Here is a 17,555-nt window from a genome sequence, read left to right on the forward strand (position 1 = left end):
CCACGACACAGCTGTTTCGTCGAGGTAACCGACGGCGCGGTTAGCTCGAAGGTGCGCTCACCCAGCAGGGGTGTTCGCCCCGAGCACGTCACCGGCACGGGTCCCCACACTCGGGTCGGTTTCCACCGCCCACGGCATCCGGCGCGACGGCCTGCGCCCTTGCCTGGCAAAGGTCAGGAGAGGGAACCCCCACCATGTCCATACTGGACTTCCGGCGCCGCCCCGCGCCGTCGATCCCACGCGCCCGAAGGCACCGCCGGGCGCACGCGGCCGGCTCGGCCGTTCTCCTCGTCGTCGCCGGTGCGGCGATCTCCGTAGGCACCACGGCCGCCCCCGCGCAGGCACACCCGATCAACGCGGCGGACTTCCAGCGGGTGACGCTGGCCAGCGGCGCCGGCGAGGTCGGTGAGCCCATGACGCTCGCCGTGCTCCCGGACCGTTCGGTGATCCACACCGCGCGCAACGGGACCGTCCGCCGCACCGACGCGGCCGGCACCACCAGCGTGATCGGCACCATCCCGGTGTACACACACGACGAGGAAGGGTTGCAGGGCGTCGGGGTCGACCCCGGCTTCGCCAGCAACCGCTTCATCTACCTTTACTACGCGCCGCCGCTGTCCACGCCGGCCGGTGACGCGCCCGCGAGCGGTAGCGCCGCGACCTGGGCGACCTGGCAGGGCGTCAACCGGCTGTCCCGGTTCACCCTGAACGCCAACAACACGATCAACATGGCCAGCCAGGTCAACGTCCTGGACGTGGCGGCCGACCGTGGCATGTGCTGCCACGTGGGCGGCGACATCGACTTCGACGCGGCGGGCAACCTCTACCTGTCCACAGGGGACGACAGCAACCCGTTCGACTCGGCCGGCTACTCGCCGCTGGACGAGCGGACCGAGCGCAACCCGGTCTTCGACGCGCAGCGCTCCGCGGGCAACACCAACGACTTGCGCGGCAAGATCCTGCGCATCAAGGTGAACGCCAGCGGGACGTACTCGATCCCGGCCGGCAACCTCTTCGCGCCCGGTACGGCCAACACGCGCCCCGAGATCTACGCGATGGGCTTCCGCAACCCGTTCCGGATCGGCGTCGACAAGGCGACCGGCATCGTCTACGTGGGCGACTACGGCCCCGACGCCGGTACGACGAGCGCGACCCGCGGCCCGAGCGGCCAGGTGGAGTTCAACCGGGTGACGTCGGCGGGCAACTACGGCTGGCCGTACTGCACCGGCACGAACAGCACCACCGAGACGTACAACGAGTGGAACTTCGCGACCAGCGCGACCGGGCCCAAGTTCAACTGCACCGGCGGCCCGACCAACAACTCGTTCCGCAACACCGGCCAGGGCACGCTGCCGGCGGCCCGCGCGTCGTGGATCCGGTACGCGGGTGACGCCGGCTCGCCGCCCGAGTTCGGTGGCGGCTCGGAGTCGCCGAGTGGTGGCCCGGTGTACCGGTACGACGCGGCGAATCCCTCCACGACCAAGTTCCCGGCCGGGTTCGACGGGCAGTTCTTCGCCGGCGAGTTCGGGCGGCGCTGGATCAAGCCGATCCACGTGAGCGCGAGCGGCGCGATCGAGGGCATCGAGACGTTCCCGTGGACCGGTACCCAGGTCATGGACCAGGCGTTCGGCCCGGACGGCGCCCTCTACGTCCTCGACTACGGCACCGGCTGGTTCGGCGGTGACGCCAACTCGGCGCTGTACCGCTACGACTACGTCGGCTCGGGCGGCAACCGCGCCCCGATCGCCAACGCCACCGGCACCCCCACCTCCGGCGCGGCGCCGCTGAGCGTGCAGTTCTCGTCGGCGGGCTCGTCCGACCCGGACGGCAGCGCGATCACGTACTCGTGGGCCTTCGGTGACGGCACGACCTCGACGGCGGCCAACCCCACCAAGACCTACACCGCGAACGGCACCTACACCGCGACGCTCACCGTCCGCGACCCGCAGGGCGCGACCGGCACCGACAGCGTGACCATCTCCGTCGGCAACAGCGCGCCGCGGGTCACGATCTCCGCGCCGGCGAACGGGCAGCTCTTCTCGTTCGGCGACACGGTGCCGTTTACGATCTCGGTGGCCGACACCGAGGACGGCGCGATCGACTGTGCCCGGGTCAAGATGACCTACGTCCTCGGCCACGACAGCCACGGCCACCAGATCACGTCGCAGAACGGCTGCACCGGCTCGATCACCATCCCGGTCGACGGCGAGCACGACGACGCCGCCAACATCTTCGGGATCTTCGACGCCGAGTACACCGACAACGGCGGGATCACCACGCACACCCAGCACGTCCTCCAGCCGCGCAAGCGCCAGGCGGAGCACTTCAAGACGATGTCCGGCGTCGCCACCTTCGCCAAGGCGACGGCCGAGGGCGGGTTCACCGTCGGCAACATCAGCAACGGTGACTGGATCTCCTTCGACCCGTACCGGATCAGCAACGCCACCTCGTTCTCCGCGCGGGTCTCCTCCGGCGGCGTCGGGGGCACGTTGCAGGTGCGGGCCGGTTCGGCGACGGGCACCGTGCTCGGCTCCGCCACGGTGACGCCGACGGGCGGCTGGGAAACGTTCGCGACGGTCACCGGCACGATCGCCAACCCGCCGGCCGGCACGACGACGCTGTACCTGACGTTCGCCGGTGCGGCGGGCTCGCTGTTCGACCTCGACTCGTTCACGTTCGCGACGGGCGGTGGCACCGGCGGCGGCAGCCGCATCACCGGCCTGGGCGGCAAGTGCCTGGACGTGCGCGGCGGCGCCACCGCCGACGGTACCCAGATCCAGATCCGCACCTGCGACAACAGTGCGGCGCAGACCTGGACCCGCACCGGTCAGACGCTGCGCGCGCTCGGCAAGTGCCTGGACGTCGCGGGCGCCGGTACGGCCGACGGCACGAAGATCCAGCTGTACACCTGCAACGGCACCGGCGCCCAGAACTGGGTGCCGCAGGCCAACGGCACGCTGGTGAACAGCAACTCCGGCAAGTGTCTCGACGTGCTGAACGGCGGCACCGCCGACAACACGATCGTGCAGCTGCTCACCTGCACCGGCGCCGCCAAGCAGCAGTGGACGCTGCCCTCCTAGGGAGACGAGATGCGTAGGACATCCATAGTGGGCGCGGCCGCCCTCCTGGCGGCCATCGCATGCACGGCCCCGGCCTCGCCGGTGGCGGCCAACCCGGCCGACCCCCGGTACGACGTGCTGGTCTTCTCCAAGACGGCCGGCTTCCGGCACGACTCGATCCCGCAGGGCATCCAGGCGATCCGGGACCTGGGCGCGGCGAACAACTTCAGCGTGACCGCGACCGAGGACGCCGCCGCGTTCACCACGGCGAACCTCGCGCAGTACGAGGCGGTGGTCTTCCTCTCCACCACCGGTGACGTGCTCAACGCCGCCCAGCAGACGGCGTTCGAGCAGTACATCGCCACCGGCAAGGGGTACGTGGGCATCCACGCTGCCGCCGACACCGAGTACGACTGGCCGTTCTACGGCAACCTGGTGGGCGGCTACTTCGCCTCCCACCCGGCGATCCAGCAGGCCAACATCCGGGTGGAAAACCGGGGTCACGCGGCGAGCGGGCACCTGCCGCAGACCTGGACCCGCACCGACGAGTGGTACAACTACCGCACCAACCCCCGTACCAGCGCACGGGTGCTCGCCAACCTGGACGAGGGCTCGTACTCCGGCGGCGGCATGGGTGCCGACCACCCGATCACCTGGTGCAAGACGTTCGGCGGTGGCCGCTCGTTCTACACCGGGCTGGGCCACACCCAGGCCACGTACGCGGAGGCCAACTTCCGGGCGCACCTGCTCGGCGGCATCCGGTACGCGGCCAGCCGCTCCCAGGCCGACTGCCGGCCGGAGACCGGCTACACCACCCTCTACAACGGAGCCACGACCGGGTGGTCGCAGGCCGGGCCGGGCAGCTTCACCAACACCGACGCCACGCTGACCTCCGTCGGGGGCATGGGCCTGTTCTGGTACAGCCAGAAGCAGTACACCTCGTACTCGCTGAAGCTGGACTGGCGGGTCGCGGGCGACGACAACTCCGGCATCTTCGTCGGCTTCCCGGCGTCGACCGATCCCAACTCGGCGGTCAACAGCGGGTACGAGATCCAGATCGACCCCACCGACGCGGCCGACCGCACGACCGGCGCGATCTACGGCTTCAAGTCGGCCGACCTCGCGGCCCGGGACGCGGCGCTCAACCGGGCGGGGGAGTGGAACGCGTACGAGATCCTCGTCGAGGGCCAGCGCATCCAGGTCTTCCTCAACGGTGTGCGGATCAACGACTTCACCAACACCGACCCGGTCCGCAACCTGGACGGCTACATCGGCATCCAGAACCACGGCACCGGCGACGACGTCTCGTTCCGCAACATCCGGATCAAGGAGCTCGGCGCACCGCCGACCGGTGGTGACGTGACCGTGCAGGCCGAGTCGTTCAGCTCGCAGAGCGGCGTGCAGGCGGTCGGCAAGACCGGCGCCAACAACGGGCAGACGCTCGGCTTCATCGAGCAGGGCGACTGGGCCGCGTACAACAACGTGAACGTCGGCGGCGCCACCTCGCTGCGGGCCCGGGTGGTCTCCGGCGGCCCTGGTGGCACGCTCCAGGTCCGTACCGGCGGGGCCACCGGACCGATCCTCGGCTCGGTGGCGGTACCGAACACGGGCAGCTGGAACACGTTCGCCACCGTCAACACCACCCTGTCCGGCGTGCCGGCGGGCAACGCGAACGTGTACCTCACGTTCGCCGGCGCCGGTGGCGGCCTCTTCGACGTGGACGACTTCACGTTCGTCAAGTCGGGCGGGCCTGGCCCTGGTCCGGGCCCCGGCGCGGTCGTCGGCCTCGGCGGCAAGTGCCTGGACGTGCGTGGCGGCGGCACCGCGGACGGTACCCAGATGCAGATCCTGACCTGCAACAGCGGCCCGTCGCAGACGTTCACCCGGACCGGCCAGACGCTGCGGGCGCTGGGCAAGTGCCTGGACGTGTCCGGCTCGGGTACGGCCGACGGCACGAAGATCCAGCTGTGGACCTGCAACGGCACCGGCGCCCAGAACTGGGCGCCACAGGCCAACGGCACCCTCGTGAACAGCACCTCCAACAAGTGCCTCGACATCGCCGGTGGCAGCACCACCGACGGCACCGTCGTGCACCTGTGGACCTGCGGTACCGCCGCGAGCCAGCGGTGGACGATACCGGCCTGATCCTTTCGCACCCCCACCCCGGGACGGCCGCCGCAGCGTAGCGGCGGCCGTCCCACCTTGCGGGGGCGTTTTAGGGTATGGACTTATGTGCGGTGGCTTTCGAGTGGGTACGGCCACCTTGCTTGCCGTGCTCCTGCTGAGCGGCTGTACCACCGGCCCGGCCGACCGGTCGCCCATCGGCGCGCGGGCCGAGGCGCCGGTGCCGCAGGGCGTGGCCGACCCGGCCGCGCCGCCGAGCGCGGTGCCGCCCGAGCCGGAGTGCGACCCCCGCGCGAGCCTGCGCCCCGCTGGCGCGCTGCCCCAGCCCGGCCGGATGCCGGCGGGCTCCACGATGGAGAAGATCCGGGCGCGCGGCCGGCTGATCGCCGGCGTCGACCAGAACAACTATCTGTTCGGCTTCCGTGACCCGCTCACCGGGCGGCTGGAGGGCTTCGACATCGACCTGGTCCGTGAGGTGGCCAGGGCCATCTTCGGCGACCCGGAGCGCGTGCAGTACGTGGTGGTCACCCAGGCGCAGCGGCTCACCGCCGTCAACGGGCAGGTCGACCTGGTGGCCAACTCGATGACGATCACCTGCGCGCGACGCGAGCTCGTCGAGTTCTCCACCAACTACCTCGACTCCGGGCAGCGGGTGCTCGTGCCGGAGACCTCCAGCGTCAAGGGCATCGAGGACCTGGGCGGCAAGCGGGTCTGCGCGGCGGCCAACACCACGTCGATCCAGGCGATCATCGACGCGCCGGCCAAGCCGGTCGCGATCTCCGCCGTCGACTGGACCGACTGCCTCGTGCTGCTCCAGCAGGGCCAGGTGGACGCCATCTCCACCACCGACAACGTGCTCGCCGGCCTGGCTGCCCAGGACCCCACCACGAAGATCGTGGGGCCGCGCTTCAGCGACGAGCCGCACGGCCTCGCGTTCGCCCGCGGCGCGACCGACCTCGTCCGCTTCGTCAACGGCGTCTTCGACCGCCTGCGCGCGGACGGCGGCTGGATGCAGATCTACAACCGCTGGCTCGGCCCCACGCTCGGCCCGGTGCCCGCCCCGCCGCCGGCCCGGTACCGAGGCTGAGGCTGGCGCTGTAACGAAACGGGAGCGTCCAAGAACGGGAGCGCTTCCAAATCAACGGCCTGTCCAGCGGCGATTACGCATCGCGACAGTGGCCCTACGGCCGATGTGGACAGTGTCTGTCCGGTCAGGTGAACGCCCCTCAACTGGGCTTATCGCCCGTTGTGATCAACGCGTACCTTATGCCGCAGCCGAGGGAGGCTTAGCGGAATGTGGCAGGGACGGGTCGGGGTCCTGGCGCTGGAACAACGTCGCGGGCGGCCAGTCGATCCCCTTCGGCCAGGCGATGGCCGGCGCCCTGCTAGCCAGCCTGCCGACGCTGGCGATCTACCTCCTGCTAGGCCGCTTCTTCCTACGCGGCGTACTAGCCGGCACTCTCCGCGACAACTGACGCCAGCCGGGCCCTCACCCTCCGCTCCCGACCAGCATGCCCATCTTCTGGGGCGGCGGTCGACTTGGCGGCGCGCGAGCGCGGAGGTGGCGAGTCTTGACCGCTTGTTTCGGACGATCGGTGCGTGATCCGATCCCGCGCCGATGATCAGGGCGATGGGGCATGGCCTTGATCGGTGGGTGCTCTGGTCGTCCGTGTCGAGAAATTGCCCCTGGAGGGGCGATTTCTCGACACGCTTGCAGCGCGAAACGGCGCTGGTTGCGTCGATCAAGGAAAGTCCGCGGCCATCGGCCATGATCGACCTCTTTTGCGTGGAGGTTCGATCCCGTCGACGCGGGCCGGGGGCCCGAAAGGCTCTTTGGGATCGGTCGGTGTCAGGTGGTGGGGTCGCTCGGGGTTGCGGTTACCCATTTCTTGCCTCCGGCGGGATCTCCGGCCTCCGGGATGGGGGAAGTGCCGTCCCGTCGGCCCCCGACCCGTTAAGAGCAGAGCAGCCCAACGCCCGGGGCGCCAGCGTCTGTGCCGCTTGTTCCGGTCCGTCTGTGGTGGCGCCCCGGGCGTTGGCCTGCTCCAAGAACTAGCGGGTCGAGGGCCGACAGGACGGCACTGCGGGGTGGGGGTGGGCGCCTGGTGTCGCGCGCTGGCGGTGGTCTCGGTGGTGATCGTTCGCCTAATACCTATAGGACGCGCCGTCGGCGCCGCGGATTCTGGGCGAACGATCACGGCGAGGGTGAATCGTCGGGCTTTGTGAAGACCTATTGCTGCCAGGGCAACCACAAGTCTTCACAAAGCCACCTCTCGCAAGACGGCGGCGGAGACTGTGGACGGACTCGATGCCCCCCGACGCCGAAGCTTTCTTGATCTATTCAGGGCGGCGTCGTGGCGAGCGGTGTCGCGTATAACGGTGTCGGCCTGTCGTCAGATTCGGTCGGCTGTGGGTCTGCGCGAAGGCCGTGTCTCGGCGCGGGTCGTGCGGGTCTGTGGGTCCGCGGGCCTTGCGGGTTGGGGGTTTGTTGGGGTTTGGGTGTGAAGCGCGGAGGGTGAGGCCGCGGGAGCGGCGGTCTGGACCACCGCGGACGTCGCGGTAGCTCAAAACCACCCGATGTCCCGTAGGGGGAGTGGTCGGGGTGAATACGGATGTTCTCACATAGACCACCTTCGTAGGGTGCACATAGGACATGAGCCTGACGAAGGGGAGAACATGCGCATTCATCTTGCCCGCGCGGTGGTCTCGGCGGGGCTTGCCGCCGTCCTGGTGGCCGTGCCGGTCACCGGCGCCGCCGCGGGGGCGGCGCCGGGTGGTGGTGACCGGCGGTTGTTGCAGGAGGCGGCCGACGACCTGACCGGGCTCGGGGTGACCGGCGTGCAGGGGATCGCCGCCGACGGGCGGCGCACCAGCGCGGCGCGCTCCGGTGTGGCCGACATCCGCACCGGCGCGCCCGTGCCGGCGGACGGGTATTTCAGGATGGGGAGCAACACCAAGACGTTCGCCGCGGTGGTCGTGCTCCAGCTGGTGGCGGAGCGGCGGCTGTCGCTGGAGGACACCGTGGACCGCTGGCTGCCCGGCGTGGTGGCCGGCAACGGCAACGACGGCCGGCGGGTCACCGTGCGGCAGCTGCTCCAGCACACCAGCGGGATCTACAACTACACGAACGACATGCCCGGGCTGGCCTCGCCGGAGGGGTACCTGGAGCATCGCTTCGAGCATCTCGACCCGGAGGAGCTGGTGGCGATCGCGATGAAGCACGGTCCGGTCTTCGCACCCGGTACGAGCTGGGACTACTCGAACACCAACTACATCCTCATCGGGATGATCATCGAGAAGATCACCGGCAAGGGGTGGGCGGCGGTCGTGCGCGATCGGGTCATCCGGCCGCTCGGGCTGACCCACACGTACTCGCCCGGCGACGTGCCCACGCTGCCCCGCCCGCACGCGCGGGGATACCAGCAGTTCACGCCCGGCGGGCCGCTGCTGGACACCACCCTGCTGAACCTGAGCTGGGGCTGGGTGGCGGGTGACCTGGTCACGACCCCGAGCGACCTGGTCCGCTTCTGGCAGGGGCTCCAGAGTGGACGCCTGCTGGCCCCGGCGCAGCTCGCCGAGATGCACCGTACGGTGCTGGCCGTGACGTTCCAGGACGTCTTCCCGGGCACTCGGTACGGACTCGGGATCATGTGGACACCGACGAGCTGCGGGGGCTACTGGAGCCACGGTGGGGACGTGCCCGGTACCAGCACCGTCAACGGCGTGACCAGCGACGGCCGGCACGCGGTGGTGCTGGCAATCTCCACGCGGCTGGCCGGTGACGAGGAGGCCCTCGCGATCTACCACCGGGCGGACGAGGCGGTCGCGGAGATCATCTGCTGAGCAGCACAGGGGGCGCAGCCCGGCCGTGACGACGAGCGATTCGTCCGAACGGTCGGGCTGTGTTACCTGAACGTGACTTGCCATCGACCGGACCCGTTGGGCTTAATTCGTTAAGCCATATAACAAATTACGGCGGCGGCCTCGGCGGGCCGGCGTCGTCCGACCCCACCCGCACCGGTCTTCGGCGAGCCGATGCGAGATTCCCCGCTGTTCCCATCCAGCGAAGGAGCTCCTTCGTGCCAGCAGTTCGCCGAGGCCGCGGTTTCCGTGGCTCTGCCAGACGCGCACACCGATTTACAAGCAGGCTCTGTGTAGCCGCAACCACCGTCCTCGCCGCCGCATCCGCGCTGGTGGCGGGGGCTCCACCGGCACAGGCCGCACCGATAGCGCAGGCCCCCGCGCAAGCGGCCGCGGCTGACCCGTTCTCGATCCTGGTCTTCTCCAAGACCGCCGGCTTCCGCCACGACTCGATCCCCGCGGGCATCGCCGCGATCCAGCAGCTCGGCGCCAACAACGGCTTCACTGTGGACGCGACCGAGGACGCGGGCGCGTTCACCGACGCCAACCTCGACAAGTACGCGGCGGTGGTCTGGCTCTCGACCACCGGCGACGTGCTCAACGCCGACCAGCAGGCCGCGTTCGAGCGGTACATCCGCTCGGGCGGCGGCTACGCCGGCATCCACGCCGCGTCGGACACCGAGTACAGCTGGGCCTGGTACGGGGACCTGGTGGGCGCCTACTTCGCCTCCCACCCGCAGAACCAGACCGCGACCATCAAGGTCGAGGACCCGGCGCACCCGTCCACCGCGTCGCTGCCGACCAAGTGGACCCGCTTCGACGAGTGGTACAACTTCCAGACCAACCCGCGTGCCGACGTGCACGTGCTGGCCAGCCTGGACGAGCGCACCTACACGCCCGGCGCGGGCGCGATGGGTGCCGACCACCCGACCGCGTGGTGCCAGGACTTCGACGGCGGCCGTTCCTGGTACACGGGCAGCGGCCACACCAACGAGTCCTACTCGGAGCCGAACTTCCTGGCGCACCTGCTCGGCGGCATCCAGACCGCCGCGGGCGTGGTGGACGCGGACTGTGCCGCGTCGAAGACCAGCAGCTTCGAGAAGGTCACGCTGGACAGCAACACCAACAACCCGATGGAACTGGACATCGCGCCGGACGGCCGGGTCTTCTACATCGAGCGTGACGGCCGGGTCCAGATCGTCAAGCCGGACACCGGTACCACGGTCACCGCGGTCGACCTCGACGTCTTCACCGGCAACGAGGACGGCCTCATCGGCATCCGGCTCGACCCGGACTTCGCCACCAACGGCTGGGTGTACCTCTACTACGCGCCCAACGACGGCGTCGCCCGCAACCGGGTGGCCCGCTTCACGGTGCAGGGCGACTCGATCGCGCTGAACACCGAGAAGGTCGTGCTGGAGGTGACCACGCAGCGCAACACCTGCTGCCACGCGGGTGGCAGCATGGTCTTCGACGGCGCCGGCAACCTCTACCTGGCCACGGGTGACAACACCAACCCGTTCGAGTCGAGCTCGTTCAACCCGATCGACGAGCGGCCGGGCCGGCAGGACTTCGACGCGCAGCGTACCTCCGCCAACACCAACGACCTGCGCGGCAAGGTGCTCCGGATCCACCCGGAGGACGACGGGACGTACACGGTCCCGGCCGGCAACCTCTTCCCTGCGGGCACCGCGCAGACCCGTCCCGAGATCTACGCGATGGGCTTCCGGAACCCGTTCCGGATCGGCATCGACGCGCAGTCCGACACGCTGTACGTGGCGGACTACGGCCCCGACGCCGGCGCGAACAACCCCGACCGTGGCCCTGAGGGCACGGTGGAGTGGAACGTGGTCACGCCCGGCTACTACGGCTGGCCGTACTTCACGGGCGCGAACTACGCGTACAACGACTACACGTTCCCGTCCGGTCCGAGCGGGCCGAAGTTCAACGCCGCGGCGCCGGTCAACAACTCGCCGAACAACACCGGCCTGACCAACCTGCCGCCGGCCAAGGCCGCCACCATCGACTACGACTACAGCGGCAACCCGCTCTTCCCCGAAATCGGGGGCGGCGGCGCGCCGATGGGTGGCCCGGTCTACCGGTACGACGCGGCGCTGGTCTCGGACCGCAAGTGGCCGGCGTACTTCGACGGCAAGGCGATGTTCGGCGAGTGGAACCAGAACAAGATGTACACGTTCCAGCTCGACGACGACGCCAAGACGGTCGTGGACATCAACCAGCTGCTGACCGGGGTGACGTTCCTGCGGCCGATGGACTTCGAGTTCGGCCCGGACGGCGCGCTCTACATGATCGAGTGGGGCACCGGCTTCGGCGGCAACAACGACAACTCCGGCGTCTACCGGATCGACTACATCGCGGGCGACCGTGCCCCGATCGCGGTCGGTTCCGCCAACCCGACCTCGGGCCCGGCGCCGCTGACCGTGCAGTTCTCCAGCGAGGGCTCGCGTGACCCGGACGGCGGCACGCTCACGTACGCGTGGACGTTCGGCGACGGTGGCACCTCGAACCAGCCGAACCCGTCGCATCAGTACACGACGGCCGGCAACTACAACGCGCAGCTGACGGTGACCAACCCCAAGGGCCGTACGGCCATCGCGAACGTGCTGGTGACCGTCGGCAACACCGAGCCGACCGTGTCCATCGAGTTCCCGCCGCAGGGTGGCTTCTTCGAGTGGGGCGACCAGGTCAAGTACACGGTCAACGTGACCGACCCTGAGGACGGCACGATCGACTGCTCGAAGGTGAACCTCCAGGTCTACCTGGGTCACGACGAGCACAACCACCCGATGCAGTCCCAGACCGGCTGTGAAGGCACTGTGCAGACGGCTCTGGCCGCCTCGCACGGCGCGGACGCCAACGTGTTCACGATCTTCGAGGCCACGTACACGGACAAGGGCGGCTCCGGCGGGGCCAACCCGCTGACCGGCCGGGCCGTCGAGCAGCTCCAGCCCAAGCGCAAGCAGGCCGAGTACTTCTCGGCCACGGGCAAGGTGGCCGGCGGCCTGGGCACCGGCGACCCCGGCGTGGTGCGGGAGACCACCGGCGACAGCGCCGGCGGCTTCCAGAACATCGGGTTCGTCGAGGACGGTGACTGGTGGTCGTTCGACCCCACCAACCTCTCCGGCATCGACACCCTGCGCTTCCGGGTCGCCTCCGGCGGCAACGGCGGCACGATCCAGGTGCGCACCGGCGCGCCAGACGGCCCGCTGCTGCTCACCGCGACGGTGCCCGGCACCGGTAACTGGCAGGTGTACACCGACGTCTCCGTCGACCTGCCCGCACCGAGCACGACCACCGGACCGCTGTACTTCGTGGCCCGCAACAACCCGGGCGACACCGGTGGCGGCGGCCTGCTCAACGTCAACTGGATCGACTTCCTCGGCCGCGGCGTGACCGACAACGCGCCGCCGGTGGTGAGCGGTGTGTCGGCGACCCCGACCACGGGCACCGCCCCGGTGAACGTGGAGTTCACGGGTACGGCCACGGATCCCGATGGCGACACGCCGCTCACCTACGCCTGGGACTTCGGTGACGGTGGCACGGCGAACACGCTCAACGCCACGCACACCTACACCGCACCGGGTACGTTCACCGCCACGCTGACGGTGACCGACAGCCGGGGCGCCGCGGCGTACGGGACCGTGCAGATCAAGGTCGACGCGCCGAACACGTCCTGCTTCGGGGCGCGCTCGGACGACTTCCTCGGCACGACCCTGGACAAGACCCGCTGGTCCACAGTGGTCCGCGAGAACCAGCTCTACTCGGTACAGGGTGGATCGCTGGTCCTGCCCACCGGCGTCGGTGACCTCTACGCCGGTCGCAACGACGCCACCAACCTCGTGCTCCAGCCGACGCCCAGCGGTGCCTGGCAGGCCACGACGAAGCTGACGCTCGCGACGCTGGTGAACTACCAGCAGGCCGGCCTCATCGTGTACGGCGACGACGAGAACTACGCCAAGCTCGATGTGCTCTACTCGGGCAGCCGGCGGATCGAGTTCATCCGGGAGACGGCCGGGGCACCGCGCAACGAGGGTGCCGACAGCACGGCCGCACCGACCGGATCGGACACGATCTTCCTGCGGTTGACGAGTGACGGCACCAACCTGACCGCGGCGTACTCCGCCGACGGCCAGACCTTCACCCCGGTTGGTCGCTCGGCCGCGCTGGCCGGCATCACCAACCCGAAGGTGGGCCTGTTCGCCCTTCAGGGCGGCACGGACGCGCCGGTGGTCGACGCGTCGTTCGACTGGTTCCAGATCACGCCGGACGAGCCGGCCGGTGCGGTCAACCCGACCGACGAGTTCAACGGCACCAGCCTGGACAAGTGCCGCTGGGACGCGATCGTCCGCGAGGACCCGACCGCGTACCGGGTGCAGGGCGGTCAGCTGTACGTCGACATCCCGAACGGTGACATCTACACCGGCAACAACTCCGGGACGACCAACTTCATCCTCCAGGAGGCGCCCGCGGGCGACTGGACCGTGGAGACGAAGGTCGACGGCAGCACGATGAACGAGCAGTACCAGCAGGCGGGCCTGATGGTCTATGCCGATGACGACAACTACGTGAAGCTCGACTTCATCGCCGACAACACGGTGGGTCAGCCGGTGACGCGGCGGATCGAGTTCCGCAGCGAGATCGCCAGCGTGGTGCAGAACCCGCAGCCACAGGTCACCAACCTCACCTCCGCGGTGTGGTACCTGCGACTGGCCAAGGTCGGCACCACGTACACCGCGTCGTACTCGGCGGACGGGCAGACCTGGACCACGTTCGAGCCGCTGACCAACGCGGCGGTGGGCGCGCCCCCCAAGGTGGGCCTGTTCACGCTCGGGGCAAACCAGACCGCCCGCAAGACGGTCTCGTTCGACTACTTCCGGCTGAGCACGGAGGCTGAGGACGACACCGCGCCGGTCACGGTGTCCAAGGTGGACGGTACGGCGGTCGCGGGCTGGTACACCGGCCCCGCGACGGTCACGCTGACCGCCACGGACAACCAGGGCGGCAGCGGGGTGGCCCGCACCGAGTACCAGCTCGACGGTGCCACGACCTGGACCGCGTACACCGAGCCGATCCTGGTGGCCGGGGACGGGGCGCACGAGGTGCGCTTCCGCTCGGTCGACGAGGCCGGCAACGTGGAGGCGACCAAGTCCACCGCGATCAAGATCGACGCGACCGCGCCGGTGACCGCGGCGACGTTCGCACCGCCGTCGGACGGCGGCTGGCACGCGGGCGCGGTGCCCGTGACGCTCGCCTCGACCGACGCCGGCTCGGGTGTCGACAAGGTCGAGTGGTCGCTCGACGGTGGCCCGTGGACGCCGTACACCCAGCCGGTCGACATCACCGGCAACGGCGAGCACGAGCTGCTCTACCGCGCCACGGACAAGGCCGGCAACGCCGAGACGCTCAAGTCCGCGATCGTGCGGGTCGACGGTGACAAGCCGACGGTCCTCGTCTCGGGCCTGGCCGACGGCCAGCTCTACGGCGACAGCCAGGACGTGCGGGTCACGTTCCAGGCGGTCGACCCGACCTCCGGCATCCAGTCGGTGGTGGGCAAGCTGGACGGCAAGCCGTACCAGTCCGGGACGCTCCAGGTCATGTACGACCTGACGCTCGGCCTGCACGAGCTTGTCGTGACCGCGAAGGACAAGGCGGGCAACGAGACGACGGCGAACGTGCGGTTCTTCGTCACGACCTCGTTCCGGGACATGCAGAACCTGATCGACCGGTTCAAGGCGACGAGCCAGCTGTCCAACAAGGCGCACCGCCAGCTGAGCAACAAGCTGGAGGCGGCGCGGGTCTCCGAGGCCACCGGTAACGACAAGCGCGCCGTGCAGCAGCTGCGGGCGTTCGTCGGGCTGGCGTCGGACCCGGCACTCGTCACCGACGCGGATGTGCGCGCTGTGCTCATCCGTGACGCCGAAGCCATGATCGTCCGGTTGGGCGGCGAGGCGACGGCGGCCGGCAAGGCGGCCAACGGAAACAAGACGCTGGCCGGTACGGGCCGACTCGACGGTGACCCGACCCGGGTGCCCGAAGGCGGCAAGCTCTAACCACACCTGACGTGGGGCCGGCCGGTGCGCCGGCCGGCCCCACGGCTCATCCGCTGGGGAGGCTTTCGCGATGAGCAACAAGACCAGGCCACGACCGGTCGGTACGCGCGGGGCCCGGCCGGCCCCCAGCGGTCCCTCGCCCGTACGGCGGGTCGCGCCCGTCCTGATCGCGTTCGCGCTCGGCGCGCTGCTGGCCGGACCGATCGGCGCGCTGGCCGTTGGCGGCGACGACGGCGGGTCCGCGCCGGTGGACGACCGGGTCGCCGAGCTTCAGGCCGAGGAGGCCAAGCGGGACTCGGCCCAGATCGTCGAGCTGACCACCAAGGCACGGCAGGTGCAGGAGCGCCTGGTACCCGTACTCGAAGGAATGGCCACCGCCGTACCAGCCGGCAAACCGGTGGGCCCGGCCGCGAGCCAGTCCGATGTGGCCGGCTGGCAGGAGATCACCGGCAAGGTGGTGGAGGACTTCGCCAACCCGCCGTCCGGCGGCACCGGTGTCAACATCGCCCGCTCCGGCCTGGCGGCCGCGGTCCGCTCCCTGGACGCCGCCGTCGACACGTACGCGGCGGCACTCGCCCAGCCAGCGTCCGGCCGGGGACCGCTTTTCGAGCTCGCCGGCCGCCAGCGCGACATCGCGGTCGCCACCTGGTCGACGGCCGCCACCCAACTCGACGTGCTCAACATCGACTCCGGCAACGGTCACGCCCATGTCTTCCTGCCGGCGGCGCCGGGGCAGGGGGCGCTGACCGCCGACGGCGCACCGGAAGGAAAGTGACATGCCCGCTAGGTTCCTGCGCAGGCTCCTGGCCGCGCTCGCGGTCGTACCCCTGCTGGCGCTCTGGCCCGCGGCCCCCGCGTCCGCGCACGGCGGCCCGCTGGTGCTGGACGTGGCCGGCGACGGCGCGACCGGCGTGACGGTCCGCGCGACGTACAAACAGGACGGTCACCCGGTCGCCGACCAGGTGCTGCGCCTGGTGCTCAACGGCACCGGCGAGGGCGGCCGCACGATCGGCCCGGTCCAGCTCGAGCCGTCCAACGAGGGCCAGGGCTTCTACACCAGCGGCCCGGTGCTCGCCCCGGGCAAGTGGACGATCGTGGTGACTTCACCCGAGCCCAACGCGGGCAAGGCCGAGACCCAGGTCGACGCCCGCGTAGCCCAAACCGCCCCGCCGCCGGACGCGTCGACCGACCGGCGCGACGGCGGCGACACGAGATGGCGCTGGTGGGTGGCAGCCGCCGCGATCCTCCTGGGGACCCTGATCGCCCTGGCCCTGGTAGCCCGTCACCGCGCCAAATCGCTGGCCGACCACCCCTGACCCGCCACGAAGTCCCTGATCAACAGCGGAAGGGAGCGGGCTGGAAGGGAGGGAGTAGCATCCCGCTCAGCGGTGCGGTGGGACCGCGGAGAGGGGGCGCAGGTGGCGTCTCGCGGCGGCCGGCCACGGATCGGTCAGGTCGCGGCGCTGGCCGGGGTCAGCGCGACGACCGTCTCACATGCGCTCAACGGGCGGCGTCCGGTCTCCGAGGCGACGCGGCGGCGGGTGCTCGACGCGATCGAGCAGTTGGGTTACCGGCCCAATGTGGTCGCGCGCGGGCTGCGTGCCGGGCGGAGCCTGACCATCGGCCTGGTCATACCGGACATCACCAACCCGTTCTACCCCGTGCTCGCGCGCGGGTTGCAGGACGTGCTCGGTCCGGCCGGGTACGACGAGATCGTCACCAACACCAACGGGGAGCGCGACCTCGAGCGGCACGCCCTGGACAAGATGATCTCGCGGCAGGTCGACGGCATCGCGTTCGCGGTGTTCCACACCCATGCGGACGACCTACGCCCGGTTATCGACGCGGGCATCCCCGTCGTGCGGCTCGGCGGGCGCCAGGCGCTGCCCGGGGTCGACCTTGTGCACAGCGACGACGAGGGGAGCGCGGCGGAGGCGGCCCGGTACCTGCTGCGCGGCGGGTTCCGGCGGATCGCGTTCGTCTGCGGTCCCGCCGCGGAAGGGCCGGCGGCCGAGCGGGTCGCGGGCTACCGGGCGGCGCTGGCCGAGGCGGGGTTCGCGGTCGACCCGGAGCTGATCGCGCACACGGAGTTCAGCCGGGCCGGTGGCGCCGAGGGCGTGGGGCGGCTGCTGGAGCTGCCCGACCCGCCGGACGCGGTGATGTGCGCCAACGACATGATGGCGATCGGCGCGGTCGACGCGGCCCGGGAGCGCGGGCTGCGGGTGCCGGGCGACCTGGCGGTCATGGGCTTCGACGACATCGAGGCCGCCAGCCTGGTCACGCCCCAGCTCACCACGATGGCCAACCCGGCACGGGAGATCGGCCGGGCCTGCGCGCGGCTGCTGCTGGAGCGGATCTCCGGTACGGTCACCGGCCCATCGACCGAGGTGATCATCCCGGCGCGGCTTGTCCGCCGGCAGTCGGCGTAACAACACTCTTG

General features: G+C 70.2%; 8 protein-coding genes. All 8 read left to right on the forward strand.

The genetic code is table 11. The annotated features are described in order from the left end of the window. Nucleotides 1-194 precede the first annotated feature (194 nt). The 8 genes from Pflav_RS01160 (at nt 195) to Pflav_RS01200 (ending at nt 17,544) form a co-directional block, all read left to right on the forward strand. A complete protein-coding gene (locus Pflav_RS01160; RefSeq protein WP_173033020.1) occupies nt 195-3,080 on the forward strand; it encodes a PQQ-dependent sugar dehydrogenase in 2,886 nt (961 codons plus the stop codon). A gap of 9 nt (nt 3,081-3,089) precedes the next feature. After that, nucleotides 3,090-5,204, forward strand: coding sequence for a ThuA domain-containing protein (locus Pflav_RS01165; RefSeq protein ID WP_173033022.1), 2,115 nt, complete (start codon nt 3,090-3,092; stop codon nt 5,202-5,204). Nucleotides 5,205-5,331: 127 nt separating this feature from the next. After that, on the forward strand, nt 5,332-6,270 hold the full coding sequence (locus Pflav_RS01170) for a glutamate ABC transporter substrate-binding protein (RefSeq protein ID WP_197937817.1): 939 nt from the start codon (nt 5,332-5,334) through the stop codon (nt 6,268-6,270). A 1,589-nt stretch (nt 6,271-7,859) separates the two neighbouring features. Continuing rightward, nucleotides 7,860-9,026 (forward strand): serine hydrolase domain-containing protein, encoded by a 1,167-nt coding sequence (locus tag Pflav_RS01180; protein ID WP_173033028.1) that lies wholly within the window; start codon nt 7,860-7,862, stop codon nt 9,024-9,026. A 350-nt stretch (nt 9,027-9,376) separates the two neighbouring features. Beyond that, nucleotides 9,377-15,115, forward strand: a complete 5,739-nt coding sequence (locus tag Pflav_RS01185) for a ThuA domain-containing protein (protein ID WP_232070901.1) — start codon at nt 9,377-9,379, stop codon at nt 15,113-15,115. Between the two features lie 70 nt (nt 15,116-15,185). Next, entirely contained in the window at nt 15,186-15,890 is a 705-nt protein-coding gene (locus tag Pflav_RS01190; RefSeq protein ID WP_173033032.1) for a hypothetical protein, read from the forward strand. A 1-nt stretch (nt 15,891) separates the two neighbouring features. Then, the gene (locus Pflav_RS01195) at nt 15,892-16,431 is read left to right on the forward strand and encodes a hypothetical protein (RefSeq protein WP_173033034.1); all 540 of its coding nucleotides are present in this window, start codon (nt 15,892-15,894) and stop codon (nt 16,429-16,431) included. A 102-nt stretch (nt 16,432-16,533) separates the two neighbouring features. Continuing rightward, on the forward strand, nt 16,534-17,544 hold the full coding sequence (locus Pflav_RS01200) for a LacI family DNA-binding transcriptional regulator (RefSeq protein ID WP_173033036.1): 1,011 nt from the start codon (nt 16,534-16,536) through the stop codon (nt 17,542-17,544). Nucleotides 17,545-17,555: the final 11 nt, after the last annotated feature.

This window comes from Phytohabitans flavus (genome assembly GCF_011764545.1).
GTDB lineage: Bacteria > Actinomycetota > Actinomycetes > Mycobacteriales > Micromonosporaceae > Phytohabitans > Phytohabitans flavus.